General features: G+C 72.6%; 12 protein-coding genes. 6 read left to right on the plus strand and 6 right to left on the minus strand.

What is annotated here, in order from left to right; genetic code table 11:
* Positions 1-2 precede the first annotated feature (2 nt).
* A complete protein-coding gene (locus tag OG580_RS03945; protein ID WP_267042232.1) occupies positions 3-653 on the plus strand; it encodes a TetR/AcrR family transcriptional regulator in 651 nt (216 codons plus the stop codon).
* On the opposite strand, the gene OG580_RS03950 is transcribed toward OG580_RS03945, so the two are convergent.
* Positions 632-2062 (minus strand): LVIVD repeat-containing protein, encoded by a 1431-nt coding sequence (locus OG580_RS03950; protein ID WP_267047887.1) that lies wholly within the window; start codon positions 2060-2062, stop codon positions 632-634. The genes OG580_RS03945 and OG580_RS03950 overlap by 22 nt on opposite strands.
* Positions 2063-2334: 272 nt before the next feature.
* Here OG580_RS03950 and OG580_RS03955 point away from each other — a divergent pair, with 272 nt between their 5' ends.
* Positions 2335-2985 (plus strand): DUF305 domain-containing protein, encoded by a 651-nt coding sequence (locus OG580_RS03955; RefSeq protein WP_267042233.1) that lies wholly within the window; start codon positions 2335-2337, stop codon positions 2983-2985.
* 152 nt (positions 2986-3137) lie between these two features.
* Here the strand turns inward: OG580_RS03955 and OG580_RS03960 are convergent, their stop codons facing one another.
* A complete protein-coding gene (locus OG580_RS03960; RefSeq protein ID WP_267042234.1) occupies positions 3138-3497 on the minus strand; it encodes a helix-turn-helix transcriptional regulator in 360 nt (119 codons plus the stop codon).
* A 122-nt stretch (positions 3498-3619) separates the two neighbouring features.
* Here OG580_RS03960 and OG580_RS03965 point away from each other — a divergent pair, with 122 nt between their 5' ends.
* Positions 3620-4702, plus strand: a complete 1083-nt coding sequence (locus OG580_RS03965) for an NADH:flavin oxidoreductase/NADH oxidase (protein ID WP_267042235.1) — start codon at positions 3620-3622, stop codon at positions 4700-4702.
* Between the two features lie 191 nt (positions 4703-4893).
* Positions 4894-5976 carry an exo-alpha-sialidase gene (locus OG580_RS03970; RefSeq protein WP_267042236.1) on the plus strand — a complete coding sequence of 361 codons (1083 nt, stop codon included), beginning with the start codon at positions 4894-4896 and terminating at the stop codon, positions 5974-5976.
* 43 nt (positions 5977-6019) lie between these two features.
* Here OG580_RS03970 and OG580_RS03975 read toward each other — a convergent pair whose 3' ends face one another.
* Entirely contained in the window at positions 6020-6697 is a 678-nt protein-coding gene (locus OG580_RS03975; protein ID WP_267042237.1) for a uracil-DNA glycosylase, read from the minus strand.
* A gap of 163 nt (positions 6698-6860) precedes the next feature.
* On the opposite strand from OG580_RS03975, the gene OG580_RS03980 reads away from it, so the two are divergent.
* Positions 6861-8003: an N-acetylglucosamine kinase gene (locus tag OG580_RS03980; protein WP_267042238.1), complete on the plus strand. Its 1143-nt coding sequence runs from the start codon at positions 6861-6863 to the stop codon at positions 8001-8003.
* Between the two features lie 11 nt (positions 8004-8014).
* Positions 8015-8938, plus strand: a complete 924-nt coding sequence (locus OG580_RS03985; RefSeq protein ID WP_267042239.1) for a hypothetical protein — start codon at positions 8015-8017, stop codon at positions 8936-8938.
* 85 nt (positions 8939-9023) lie between these two features.
* On the opposite strand, the gene OG580_RS03990 is transcribed toward OG580_RS03985, so the two are convergent.
* The 3 genes from OG580_RS03990 to OG580_RS04000 form a co-directional block, all read right to left on the minus strand.
* Entirely contained in the window at positions 9024-10079 is a 1056-nt protein-coding gene (locus OG580_RS03990; protein ID WP_267042240.1) for a lactonase family protein, read from the minus strand.
* Positions 10080-10196: 117 nt separating this feature from the next.
* Entirely contained in the window at positions 10197-11690 is a 1494-nt protein-coding gene (locus tag OG580_RS03995) for an FUSC family protein (protein WP_267042241.1), read from the minus strand.
* A gap of 337 nt (positions 11691-12027) precedes the next feature.
* Positions 12028-13257: a GNAT family N-acetyltransferase gene (locus tag OG580_RS04000; RefSeq protein WP_267042242.1), complete on the minus strand. Its 1230-nt coding sequence runs from the start codon at positions 13255-13257 to the stop codon at positions 12028-12030.
* Between the last annotated feature and the right edge of the window lie 222 nt (positions 13258-13479).

Here is a 13479-nt window from a genome sequence, read left to right on the forward strand (position 1 = left end):
GCATGTCCCCGCGTAGCCCATCGGTCAATGAAGAGCTCAGACGTCGCTCACGTGAGCGGATTCTGCAGGCCACGGTGGAACTGGTGTCGACACGTGGTTACGAGGCGACCACGCTGGGCGACATCGCGGAACGGGCGGGCTCGGCACGCGGACTGATCTCGTACTACTTCCCCGGGAAGCGGCAGCTGTTGCAGTCGGCGGTGCACCGGCTGATGCACCTCACTCTGGAGGAGGCGCTGGAGCGGGAGCCGCGCACGGAGGACGGCCGCGAGCGGCTGGCCAGGGCGATCGACGCGATCCTGGGTCTCGCCGTGGAGCGCCCCACCCTGATGCGGACCCACATGGCGGGAATCCTGCAGGCCGAGGGGTTCGTGCAGTGCCCGGAGCAGCAGCGACTCGCCTTCCTGCTGCGGGACACGGTCACCCGTTACGGCTCCGAGGACGTGGACACGGACTATCCGCTGCTGCGCGCGTTGCTGATGGGCGCGGTGGTCGCGGTGCTGCTGCCGGGAGCCCCGATGCCGATGGCGCGGCTGCGGTGGGAGCTCTTCCAGCGGTACGGGCTGGACTGGGAGCAGGGCGCGCCGCCGGACGGAGGTCCGCCCGACGGCGCGCCGGTGCCGCGGCTCGATCAGTCGTCGAGGTCGAAGTAGTCCGGCTGCGTCTGGACGTTGAGCTGGTCCATCCGGATCCGCTTCGCGGGGTCGGTACGGCGGTCGGAGAGCTTCAGGACGTCGAAGCCCTTGGCGATGTCGTTCGAGTAGATGTAGCCGTTGTAGTAGTACGCGGACCACGAGCCGGCCGTGGAGATCGCGGTGGCCGAGACCGGGCCGCGCTCGAAGAAGCCGATCTCCTTCGGCTGGGAGGAGTCGGTGAAGTCCCAGACGGAGACGCCACCCTGGTACCAGGCCTGGACCATGAGGTCCTTGCCCTTGACCGGGATCAGCGAGCCGTTGTGGGCGACACAGTTCTCGGTGTCGGCCTGGTGGCGCTGGATCTTGAAGTAGCTGCGGAAGACGAGCTTGCGGTCGTCACCCTTGCCGACGATGTCGTAGATGCCGTTGGCGCCCCGGTTCGGGCCGACCACGGCGTTGCAGGTGGCGCCGCTGCCGCCGCCGAGCTCGTCGGTGAAGACGACCTTGTTCGCCGTCTGGTTGAAGGTCGCCGAGTGCCAGAAGGCGAAGTTGACGTTGTCCTGGACCTGCTCGATCACCCTCGGGTGCTCGGGGTCCTTGATGTCGAAGAGGATGCCGTCACCCATGCAGGCACCGGCGGCGAGGTTCTTCGTCGGCAGCACGGTGATGTCGTGGCAGCCGGTGGTCTTGGAGACGCCCGGGTTGGTGGGTCCGCCCGGGTTGCCGCCGCCGTTCGGGCCCTCGCCCGGGAAGAGGACGGGGAAGTTGACGATCGCGGCCTGCTCGGGCGCCTTGCGGGGCACCTTGATGACCGAGATGCCGTCGTGCGGCGGCTGGCAGTCCGGGAAGGCCGCGTTGGGCGAGTACGAGGAGACGTACACGTACACGTTCTTGCCCTTCGGCAGGAGCGTGTGGGTGTGCGAGCCACAGGCGGTCTCGACGGCGGCGACGTACTTCGGGTTCGTGATGTCGCTGATGTCGAAGATCTTCATGCCCTCCCAGGATTCCTTCACCGAGGCGGGCTGCGTCGTGCTGGCGCACGAGTTGTCGCTGCGGGAGGAGTCGGTGGAGAGGAACAGGAGGTTCCCGGAGACGGAGATGTCGTTCTGACTGCCGGGGCAGAGCACCTGGGCGACCGTCTTCGGGGCCTTCGGGTCGCTGATGTCGAAGATCCGGAAGCCGTCGTAGTTTCCGGCGAAGGCGTACTTGCCCTGGAAGGCGAGGTCCGTGTTGAGGCTCTTGAGAGCGTCCTTCGGGACGTTCGCGAGGTGCTCGATGTTCTGGCTGTGGACGATCTCGTCCACGCCGGGTATCTCACCGCTCTGGATGGCGGATCGCGCCTCTGCGGCCTGCTCTGCCGAGACCGTGCCGCGGGTGAGGGCGTCTCCGGGATCGGGGGTGGCGGCCGAGGGGCCGGCCGCGAGCATGGTGGCCAGCAGGCCGGCCGCGGCGGAAGCCACGCCCAGGCGTCTGATCCGTGCACGCGGGGCACGCGGGGTACGCGGGGTTCGCAACGAAGTCACTCCGTCCTCGCTGGTATCCGTTCAGCCTTGAACGGATGTTGGACCCCGGCAGTATGGTCCGTGGCGTGCTCATCTCAACAGATGGCAACACAGACGTAATGAAGGTTTTTGATCGATCCCCCCGAGAAAAGTGCTAGGAACGGACACTGTCCCCGCAAGAACATCTGGAGGTCGCGTTGTTGATCCGCCGTCAGCGAGCCGTCGTCGCCGTGGCCCTGTCCGCCGTGGCCGTACTCGCCCTGGGCGCCTGCGAGTCGGGATCCGGCACCGCCGCCCCGGAGGCCCGGGCCACGGGCTCGGGTTCGGTGGTGGCGCCCGGGAAGCCCGGCGAGCCCGCCCGGCGGATATCGCCCGAGGAAGCCGCCAGGCTGCTCCCCGACGAGACCCCGAACAGCGCCGACTTCCGGTACGCGCAGATGATGGTCGTCCACCACCGCCAGGCCCTGACCATGACGGAACTCGCCCCCCAGCGGGCCGGATCCACGCAGGTCAAGAAGGTGGCCGAGCGGATCTCGGCCGCGCAGTTGCCCGAGATCACCGCGATGGAGGGCTGGCTGAAGAACAACGGCGGACCGCGCGAACAGAGCGGTCACGACGATCACTCGATGCCGGGCATGGCGACCGAGGCCCAGCTGAAGGAGTTGCGGAACGCGAAGGGCGCGGCCTTCGACACGCTGTTCCTGAAGCTCATGATCACGCACCACGAGGGGGCCGTGACGATGGCCGTCGAGGCGCTGAGCGAGGGCAACAACGTCCTCGTCGAGGAGATGGCCAACGACGTGATCGCCCAGCAGACCTCGGAGATCTACCGCATGAAGGCGCTCTAGGCCCACCCGCCTCGGGCGGCGCCGACATCTCCGTACGCCGCTGCGTACGTCGTTCCGTACGACCTCTCCGTACGGCCTCTCCGAACGGCCTCTCGCGACCCCTCCGTGCACCCCTCCCTGCGCGCCTCCGTGCGCGCCCTACGGCCTCTTCGCTATGCCTCTTCGGCGCCGTCCCGGCGGTCGGCCTGGGCCTGGGCCGCCGCCAGGACGGTGTCCAGGAGGCCGGGGAAGAGGGCGTCCAGGTCGTCCCTGCGCAGCGCGTTGAGCTTGGCCGTGCCGCGGTACATCTGCTGGATGACACCACTCTCGCGCAGGACCCGGAAGTGGTGCGTCGTCGTGGACTTGGTGACCGGGAGGTCGAAGTACGAGCAGCTCAGTGCCTCGTCCTCACGCGCCATGTCCCGCACGATGCGCAGCCGCACGGCGTCCGAGAGCGCGTGGAGCACCCCTTCGAGACCGATCTGGTCCCGCGTGGGGTGTTCGAGGGCGCGAGGGCTGGTGGCGGTCGTCATGACGGCGGCTCCACTTCATCCGGTTGACCCTCATTGTACGAGGCCTCTCGTAGTTTGACAGATGCCGTACTACGATGACTATCGTACGAGCATCCTTCGAGGCCCCCGAAACGGAGTCCGTCATGAGCGTTGCCCTGTTCCAGCCCTACTCCCTGCGTTCGCTGACCGTGCCCAACCGGGTCTGGATGGCGCCCATGTGCCAGTACTCGGCCGAGATGACCGGGCCGAACGCGGGTGTGGCCGGCGACTGGCACTTCGCGCACTACGCCTCGCGGGCCACCGGCGGCACCGGGCTCATCCTCGTCGAGGCCACCGCCGTCGCCCCCGAGGGCCGGATCAGCCCGGCGGACCTCGGACTGTGGAACGACGCCCAGACGGAGGGGCTGCGGCGGATCGCCGGCTTCCTCAAGGAGCACGGCACCGTGCCCGGCATCCAGATCGGTCACGCCGGGCGCAAGGCCTCGACCAAGCGCCCCTGGGAGGGCCGCGGCCCCGTACCGCCCGGCGGGCCCGGCTGGCAGCCGGTCGCCCCCAGCGCGGCGGAGTTCGCCGAGGGGTACCCGGTGCCGACCGAGCTGACCGTGGAGCGCATCCGGGAGATCACCGGACAGTTCGCGGCCGCCGCCCGCCGCGCGCTGGACGCGGGCTTCGAGGTCGTCGAGGTGCACGGCGCCCACGGCTACCTCATCGGCGAGTTCCTCTCCCCGCACAGCAACCACCGCACGGACGAGTACGGCGGCTCCTTCGAGAACCGGACCCGGCTCGCCCTGGAGGTCGTCGACGCGGTGCGGGCCGTGTGGCCCGAGGAGCTCCCCGTCTTCTTCCGGATCTCCGCCACCGACTGGCTGGAGGAGCAGGGCTGGACGATCGACGAGACCGTGCGGTTCGCCGCGCTGCTCCGCGAGCACGGCGTCGACCTCCTCGACGTCTCCAGCGGCGGCAACGGCGGACCGGCGGAGATCCCCGTGGGTCCCGGCTACCAGGTGCCGTTCGCTGCTCGGGTCAAGGCCGAGACCGGGCTGCCGGTGGCCGCCGTGGGCCTGATCACCGAGAGCGAGCAGGCCGAGAAGATCCTCGCCAACGGCGAGGCCGACGCGGTCCTCCTCGGCCGTGAGCTGCTCCGCGACGCCTCCTGGGCCCGCCGCGCGGCCCGCGAGCTCGGCGCGGAGACCCACGCCCCGGCACCGTACGCCTGGGCGATCTGACGGGAGCGGGGGGCGGGCTCAGGAGGCGTCGCGGCGCGCTGCAGGGAGCAGCCCGGGGGCGCCGCAGGGAGTGTCCTGAGGCGCTGCGGGGAGTGTCCGCGAGTGCCGCTGGAGTGTCCGGGGGCCGTTGTCAGTGGTCGGGTGCAGACTGGCCCGTATCCGCGACAACGGCGTCCTGGAGGTTGGCAGCCATGCCCGACGTACTCCTCACCGTAGGCACCCGCAAGGGGCTCTTCATCGGCCACAGGCACGACGGCCGTTGGGAGTTCGACGATCCGGCCTTCCCCGCACAGGCCGTCTACTCGGTCGCGATCGACACGCGGCGGCCGACTCCGCGCCTGCTCGTGGGCGGGGACAGCGCCCACTGGGGGCCGTCCGTCTTCCACTCCGACGACCTCGGCCGGAGCTGGACCGAGCCGGCGCGGCCGGCGGTGAAGTTCCCTGAGGACACCGGCGCCTCGCTCGAGCGCGTCTGGCAGCTGCACCCCGCGCCCGGGCACTCCCCCGACGTCGTGTACGCGGGGACGGAGCCGGCGGCGCTGTTCCGCTCGGCGGACGGCGGGGAGTCCTTCGAGCTCGTGCGCCCGCTCTGGGAGCACCCCACCCGCTCCCAGTGGGTGCCCGGCGGAGGTGGCGAGGCCGTCCACACCGTCGTCACCGATCCCCGCGACCCGGAGGCGATCACCGTCGCGGTGTCGACCGCCGGGGTGTTCCGCTCCCGGGACGGCGGGGCCGCGTGGGCGCCCTCCAACCAGGGCGTGTCCGCGGTGTTCCTGCCCGATCCGCACCCCGAGTTCGGGCAGTGTGTGCACAAGATCGCCCAGGACGCCGCCGACAAGGACCGGTTGTACCTCCAGAACCACTGGGGTGTGTTCCGCAGTGACGACGCGGGCGGCAGCTGGTCGGACATCGGCTCCGGGCTCCCCTCCGACTTCGGCTTCGCCGTCGCCGCCCACCCGCATCGCCCGGACACCGCCTACGTCTTCCCCATCACGGCCGACTCCGACCGCGTCCCGGCCGGTCGCCGCTGCCGCGTCTACCGGACCGTCGACGCCGGGGTCACCTGGGAACCGCTGACCCGGGGACTGCCCGAGGGCGACCACTACGGCACCGTGCTGCGGGACGCGCTCTGCACGGACGACGCGGACCCGGCGGGCGTCTACTTCGGCAACCGCAACGGCGAGGTGTACGCGAGTGCCGACGACGGGGACAGCTGGCACCTCCTGGCGGAGCACCTTCCGGACGTCCTGTGCGTGCGGGCCGCGGTGATCTGACGTCCAAGAGGCACGAACGCACGAGCGGCGATGCCGCGCACGGTCAGGGCAGGCGCCAGTCCACGGGCTGGGCGCCCTGGTTCAGGAGCAGTTCGTTGGCACGGCTGAACGGACGGGAACCGAAGAAGCCACGGTCCGCGGACATCGGGGACGGGTGCGCCGACTCGATCGCGGGCAGGTCGCCGAGGAGCGGACGGGCATTGCGCGCGTCCCTGCCCCACAGGATCGACACCAGGGGCTTGCCACGGGCGGCGAGGGCGCGGATGGCCTGCTCGGTGACCTCTTCCCAGCCCTTGCCGCGGTGGGCGGCCGGCTTGCGCGGGGCCGTGGTCAGGGCCCTGTTCAGGAGCAGGACGCCCTGGCGGGTCCACGGTGTCAGGTCGCCGTTCGACGGCCGGGGCAGGCCGAGGTCGGTATCGAGCTCGCGGAAGATGTTCTCCAGGCTCCCCGGCAGCGAGCGGACCTCGGGCGCGACGGCGAAGCTCAGCCCGATCGCCATTCCCGGTGTCGGATAGGGGTCCTGACCCACGATCAGGACCCGCACCTCGTCGAAGGGCTGCTGGAAGGCCCGCAGCACGTTCGCCCCGGACGGCAGGTACGTCCGACCCGCGGCGATCTCCGCGCGCAGGAAGTCGCCCATCTCCGCCACACGCCCCGCGACGGGGCGCAGGGCCTCCGCCCAGCCGGGCTCCACCAGTTCGTTCAACGGTCGCGCTGTCACGGTCCGTCACTCTACCGGCCTACAGTGACACCCAGGTCCGGTCCCGCCCGGTCCGGCCCGGCCCTCCGGACGACCTCCGGAATCCCGCCGCTCACCCGCTCCCCCACCGTCCCCCACCATCGCCTACCGCTCCCTACCGCTCCCTACCGACAGGACGTGCATCGTGGTCTCCGTGAACGATCCTTCCGACGGCCTGGTCGTCGGCGTCGACTCCGGTGGTTCAGGGCTGCGGATCGCCCTGGCCGAGGCGACGAGCGGCACCGTCCTCGGCACCGTCGCCTCCCGGGAACCGGTGCGGACCGGGCCGGGCGGGATCTCCGCCACCCACTTCCTGGAGCAGGTCCTACCGGCCGTCACCGACCTGCGGGAGCGCCTCGCGCCGGAGGTCACGCGGCGGGTGCTCGCGGTGGCCGTGGGTGCCGCCGGGATGGCGACGCTCGGAGACGAACTGCGGGCCGAGCTGCCCGGCGCCTTCGCCGGGGCGTGGGGCGTGCGGCGGCTCGCGCTCGCGGCCGACGCCGTCACCGCGTACGCCGGCGCACTCGGGCAGCGGCCCGGCGCGGTCGTCGCGGGCGGCACGGGGATGATCGCGCTCGGTACGGATCTGTCGACCTGGCGCCGGGCCGACGGCTGGGGACACCTCCTCGGCGACTGCGGCAGCGGCGCCTGGATCGGCCGGGCGGGGCTGGAGGCGGCGATGCGCGCGTACGACGGGCGGCGGGGCGGCTCGGCGGCGCTCCTGGCCGGGGCCGAGAAGCTGTTCGGCCCCGTGGCGGGGCTGCCGGGCGCGCTCTACCCCCGTACGGACCGGCCCGCGGTGCTCGCCTCCTTCGCCCCCGAGGTGGGGAGCTGCGCCGCGGCAGGGGACCCCGTGGCGGCCGGGATCCTCGCGCGGGCCGCCGACCATGTCGCGGACGCCGCCGAGGCCGTGTGCCCGGCGGGCTCCGGGGCCCTGGTGGCCCTGACGGGCGGCCTCTTCAAGATGGGCGACCCCCTCCTCGTACCCCTCCGGGCGGCGCTCGGGGAGCGGATTCCGCATGCCCGGACCGTGGCGCCGGCGGGCGATCCGTCGGCCGGGGCGGTCACCCTCGCATCGGCGCTGGCCACCGGCACGATGCGGCTGCCGGAGGACCCGTCGCTGCTCCGCCTGTTCGGCGACGGAACGCCGGAAGAGACGGCATCCGCCCAGGTCGGGGGTGGTGCAGCGGGCCCCGACGAACCACGCGGGGGCGCGGAGACCGGACATAGGGGGACAGACGGCATGCGACCGCACCTCACCGAACAACGTGGCGGGCGAAACCAGTAACATGCGGCGCCATGAGCTCCCCCACTGGGCCTGCTTCCGGCCTGCCTGTACGAATGCCTCGACCCCGCCAGTCCGGGCGGCACCGTCGCCCCGAACCCGCGGCGGCGCCCGAGGGCGCTCCCGCACTGGTTCTCGCCGTTCCCGGTGTGCCGTCGGCCGCCATACGCTCACTTGCCGAAGAGGTCGTGAGCATCGCCCGCTCGGAGCTGCCCGGTCTGGAGGCCGCGATCGGCTTCCTGGACGGCGACGACGGCGAGTACCCCTCGCTCACGACCGTCCTCGTGTCGACCGAGGCGCTGCGCACCCAGCGCTACGAGCTGGCCCTGGCGGCCGGCCGTGAGGTCGCCGCCCCGGCGGGTCCCGCCGCGGTCGTCGTCCCGCTCCTCGCGGGCCCGGACAGCGCCCTGATGCGCCAGATCCGCCAGGCCGTGATGGACAGCGGCAACACCGCCGAGCTGACCGAGGTCCTCGGTCCGCACCCGCTGCTCGCCGAGGCGCTGCACGTGCGCCTCTCCGAGGCGGGTCTCGCCCGTGCCGACCGCGCCCGGCTGTTCACGGTCGCGACGGCCGCCGACGGCATCATCCTGGCCACGGTCGGCGGCGAGGAGGCCGTGCAGGCCGCCGGGATCACCGGCATGCTGCTCGCCGCTCGCCTCGCCGTGCCGGTGATGGCCGCGGCGCTCGACCAGGAGGGTTCGATCACCTCCATCGCCGATCAGCTGCGTGCCTCGGGCTCGGCCCAGCTGGCGCTCGCGCCGTACCTGATCGGCCCGGAGCTGGCCGAGGGGCTGCTCGACGAGGCCTCGAAGGAGGCCGGGTGCGCCGCCGCCGAGGCGCTGGGCGCCTACCCGGCGATCGGCAAGCTGGTGCTCTCGCAGTACACGTCCGCGCTGGGCCTCCCGCCGCAGCAGCCGCAGGGCGCGCCGTCGTTCTGAGCCGTACCCACGGCAACGGAGAGGGCCCGCACCGGAACATCCGGTGCGGGCCCTTTCGCGCGTACGGACCGTTCGCGCCGACGGGTCAGCCGAAGACGACGCAGGAGGCGGCGGGGGCCTCGATCGCGCCCGCGCGGGCCGGAACGCCGGTCTCGGGGTCGATGTCGAACCAGGTGACATCCCCGGAGCGCTCGTTGGCGGCGTACAGACGGCGCCCGGCGGGTTCGAGGGTGAGGTCGCGGGGCCAGGTGCCGCCGCAGGGCACGGTGGCGACGAGGTGGGCCTTGGCGCCGTCCGGGTCGAGGGCGAGCACGGCGAGGGTGTCGTCGCCGCGGACGGCGGCCCACAGGAAGCGGCCGTCCGGGGCCACGACCAGCTCGGAGGGGTAGCTGGGGCCGGTGGTGCCCTCGGGGACGACGGGGGTCTCGGCGAGCGGTTCGAGGACGCCTGCCTCGGCGTCCCAGCGGCAGACGGTGAGGGTGGGCTCCAGCTCGTTGAGGACGTACGCGTGGGCGCCTGCCGGGTGGAAGGCCAGGTGGCGCGGCCCGGTGCCGGGGCGCAGCGGGGTCTCGCGGTGGAGGACGAGCGCGCCCGTGACGGGGTCGAGGGAGCAGATCCGTACGGAGTCGGTGCCGAGGTCCACGCTGACGATCCACCGGCCTGAGGGGTCGGGGAGCACCTGGTGGGCGTGGGGGGCGCTCTGGCGGTCGGCGACGGGGCCGCGGCCCTCGTGGCGCAGGACCGCCGTGGCCGCGCGGGCGGTGCCGTCCTCGGCCAGGGGCAGGGCGGTGACGCTGCCGGAGGTGTAGTTGGCCGTGAGGAGGTGGCCGGCGGCGAGGGCGAGGTGCGTGGGACCGGCGCCGTCGACGGGGACGGGCGGGCCGAGCGGCCGGGGTACGGGTCCGGTGACGTCGAAGGCCGCGACGGCGCCCGGCTCGGACTCGGAGACGGCGTGGAGCACGGGGCCCGCGAGGGCGAGGAAGGAGGGGTCGGCGACGGCGTCGGACGCGCCGCTGACGGTGAGCGCGCCCGTCTCCTCGTCGACGTCGGCGGCGAGGACGCCGAGCCCTCCGGCCGAGGTGAACGACCCGATGTACGCCCGCGGCGTGCTCCTGCCCCGTACCGCCCCTGTGTCGCCCATGGCGCCTCCCCTGTCCCGGGGCCGGTCACGGTCGACCGGCCGTCGTCCGGCCGACGGTAGCAGGCGGTCTAGACCAACCGCCTGCGGTGACGGAAGACCCGCCCCGCACGTCCCGTCTCAGGAACGGAGCATCCAGGCACCGGGCGGAGTCCGCAGCGGAGCGTCCAGCTCCGTGAGCACGCGAGCGAGCCCCCTGGCATGGGCGAGAGCCGGCGCACCCGCGTGGGCCTCGCTCTCGGACCGGAGGTGACCGTCCGGCTCCACCCCGGCCCCTTCGCGCGACGTGAGGGCTTCCACGGCGGCTTCGACTCGCCAGCAGGCGGCAGCCAGGCGGGCGTCGTGGCCGGCGTCCGGGTCGGCGGCGACGGCAACCAGTCCCCGCACCTCTCCGGCCGCTTCGTCGAGGAGCACGAGGACTCGGCGCGCCCGCTGCTTCCTCCCCCTGAAGGGGGTCAACGGATGTACCAGCGGAGCCAGCGAGAGCCGCACGCGCCCGAGAAGCGCCTCCAGCTCGGCGGCGTGCGGCGTCGGGTCGGCGGCGTCCTCGCCGGCCAGGCGGCGAACGGACGCCGAGGTGGCGGCCCGGACGCAGAGGAGCGCTCGCTGGATCCACGCGTCGTTCGTCGTATGCGTCCGGACGGGAAGGACCAGCGTCACGGCGAGGCCGGCGCACGCGGCCCCGACTCCGGTCTCGGCCACGCGCAGGAGGAGCAGCGCACCGTCGAGCACGCCCAGCAGCCCGTAGAGCAGGCTGGCCATCACGGTGACCGCGAGGATCATCCAGCTGTACGAAACGGCGGCGGTGTAGAAGATCCCGAACACGCAGGCGGCGACCAGCAACGCGGTGACGACGGGCGCGCCGCCCAACGGGATGGCGACGAGGAATCCTCCGGCGATCCCGGTGACGGTGCCGAGGACGCGGCGGAAGCCCCGTACGAGCGTCTCGCCCCGCGAGGCCGTGTTGACGAAGATCCACCAGACGGTGCCGACGGCCCAGTACCAGCGCTCCTCGGAGAGGAACTGTCCGATGACGAGGGCCGCACCCGAGGCGACGGCGACCTGGACGGCCTGACGGGTGGTGGCCCGGGCGAGCCCCGTCCCGGGCAGGGCGGCAGGGACCGCCGGCGGCGGGACCCGACGCTCGATGGGCCACAGGACGAAGCGCACGACCGCGACCGCGCCCAGGGCGATGCCGGTGGCCGCGTACAGCTCGGGGAGCTGGGCGGGCAGGGCGTGCAGGAACTGGGTCACGAAGAACTGCATGAAGGCGAAGATGCCGAGCGCGTGGCCGCGCGGTCCCCAGCGGCGCGCGTACACACCGGCGAAGATCACGAGCAGCCAGGCCGCGTCGCGCAGGAGCGGCACGCCGTGCAGGAGGGTCGCGACGGCGAGCACGGGAAATCCGACCGTCGGCAGCAGGGCCGTGGTGACGGCCTGGCGGCGCACGGTGGAGTCGGCGACCGTGAAGAGGGCGAGCAGCGCGGCGAGACCGGCGGTGATGGACGCGACGAGGGACAGACCGAGCAGCTCGGCCAGGGCGACGGCGAGCGCGACGCCGAGGACGGCACGCAGCGAGACCCTGAGCCTGACCCGCCCCGGATCCGGAGCCATGAAGTACTTCCGCACGGCGGCCAATCCCGCCCCCCTTGATCTGTTCCTCACCGCGCGAGGCTCCCCTGGGGTGGTGGGGGCTCGGACACGACGAAAGCACCGCGGGCCTGCCCGGCCTCGTCGCCGGACGGCGCTGCGCGGCGCCGAAAATGTGTGATGGCTACAAGGATAGACCGAAGGGGGTACAGCGGCTCAAACGACGGACGGAACAGTGGGCCATTGGCCCACCCCGACAGTGGGGCGGGTGACCGGACGGAGCCATTGGCCCAGGCCGCCGGACGGGGGGGCTCCGGCGGCCCTGCCCGTCCATGCGTTGCTTTTGCGCCCCATGCGCAGGTCAGAACCAGTGCAGGCAGTGAGGGGAGCGCTCGGCGCGGAAGAGGGCGTCGGCCAGGGTGGCCACGCCCGGGCGGTGAGCCCGGATGTGTCCGGCCCGCACCAGCGTGCTCGGGGCAGTGCCGCCGAGGTAGACCGAGCCCAGGTCGCTCACGTCCAGGGACAGGTCGGGCTCCCGGTCCGTCGGGACGCAGTCGGCCTTACCGTCCCGGACGGTCAGCAGATAGCGGCCGCGCTCGCCGAGGAACGGGTCCTCGACGTCGAGGACGAGCTCGCCGTCCATGAACCAGCCGCGCGCGGTCAGCGCGCCCGGGACGTCCAGCAGCCGCACCCAGAGCCAGTCGGTGTCGCCGCTCACCTCGCCGGCGCGGAAGTCCGCGAGCTGCCGGCGCAGCGGGTGCTCGGGCGGGACGTGCTTGAACACGACCCGAGAGACCAGGTCGTGTCCGAGTACGAACCGGGCCAGGGCCGTGAAGACGGTGTCGTCGGTGGCGATGGTCTCGTCGACCGTCAGGGTGCCGGACTCGATCGAGTAGCTCGCGTACCCGTCCGGGGCGCCGTGGGCATCCCGGTGGACGGCGACGTAGCGCGGCGCCGGCGAGATCGGGGGCTGCCCCGCGCGCAGGGCCCACCAGCGGTGCGGCCGGGACAACGCACCCGGCTGGGCACGGCGGTACCGGTCGTAGACCTCTTCCAGGATCTCGCCGCACTCGTCACGCCGCAGCACCTCGACCGAGCCGTTGTCCGCCCCGGTCACCGGCGCGTCGGCCGCCTCGCGCGCCCGGGGAGCGGCGAGGGCAGCCTGGTGGCGCGGCACGGTCAGCCGCGCCGTGTAGGTCGCCGGTCCGTAGCCGAACCTGCCGTAGATCGTGGCCTCGGAGGCCAGCAGAACGGCCAGGAACTCCCCGCGGGCCCGCAACTCTCCGAGCTGATGCCGCATCATCGCGCTGAGCACGCCCTGGCGCCGGTGCGAGGGCAGGACGCCGACGGCGGTCACCCCTGAGGCCGGGACGAGGGTCTCACCGGGCAAGGTGAGCTCGAAGGCGTGTGCGGCGGCTGTGCCGACGGGCCGCCCGTCCGCCGTCAGGGCAAGCAGGCAGCGGTCCTTCTCGAGCGCCGACCACCACAGCCCGCCGCCCTCGACCGGAGTCTCCGGGAAGCGCCCGAACGCGGCATGGACGGTGCCGACGAAGACGTCGAAGTCCTCGTCGGTCGTGGAACGGATCTCCATTGCTGCGGCCGCCTCCTCGAGATACCGGCACCACGACGTGTGATGTCCGGCCCCAGTGCAGCCTTGCCCCGTGGCCAGGGCAAGCGAATTACGGCCGGTGCGTGTCGATGCGGGCGTCGATGAACAACGGGACGCCTGCCTCGTCCGCGGACCGGCGTGCCCCGAGTTCCCCTTCAACCATTGAAGGTTGGACAGGCCCTGCCGGTGGCGCGCTCCTATCGT

It is taken from the genome of Streptomyces sp. NBC_00094 (genome assembly GCF_026343125.1).
Classification (GTDB): Bacteria; Actinomycetota; Actinomycetes; order Streptomycetales; family Streptomycetaceae; genus Streptomyces.

Coding starts and splice junctions, on each gene's coding strand:
- OG580_RS03945 (WP_267042232.1), top strand. CDS start 3: ATGTCCCCGCGTAGCCCATCGGTCAATGAAGAGCTCAGACGTCGCTCA.
- OG580_RS03950 (WP_267047887.1), bottom strand. CDS start 2,062: ATGCTCGCGGCCGGCCCCTCGGCCGCCACCCCCGATCCCGGAGACGCC.
- OG580_RS03960 (WP_267042234.1), bottom strand. CDS start 3,497: ATGACGACCGCCACCAGCCCTCGCGCCCTCGAACACCCCACGCGGGAC.
- OG580_RS03965 (WP_267042235.1), top strand. CDS start 3,620: ATGAGCGTTGCCCTGTTCCAGCCCTACTCCCTGCGTTCGCTGACCGTG.
- OG580_RS03970 (WP_267042236.1), top strand. CDS start 4,894: ATGCCCGACGTACTCCTCACCGTAGGCACCCGCAAGGGGCTCTTCATC.
- OG580_RS03985 (WP_267042239.1), top strand. CDS start 8,015: ATGAGCTCCCCCACTGGGCCTGCTTCCGGCCTGCCTGTACGAATGCCT.
- OG580_RS03990 (WP_267042240.1), bottom strand. CDS start 10,079: ATGGGCGACACAGGGGCGGTACGGGGCAGGAGCACGCCGCGGGCGTAC.
- OG580_RS03995 (WP_267042241.1), bottom strand. CDS start 11,690: ATGGCTCCGGATCCGGGGCGGGTCAGGCTCAGGGTCTCGCTGCGTGCC.
- OG580_RS04000 (WP_267042242.1), bottom strand. CDS start 13,257: ATGGAGATCCGTTCCACGACCGACGAGGACTTCGACGTCTTCGTCGGC.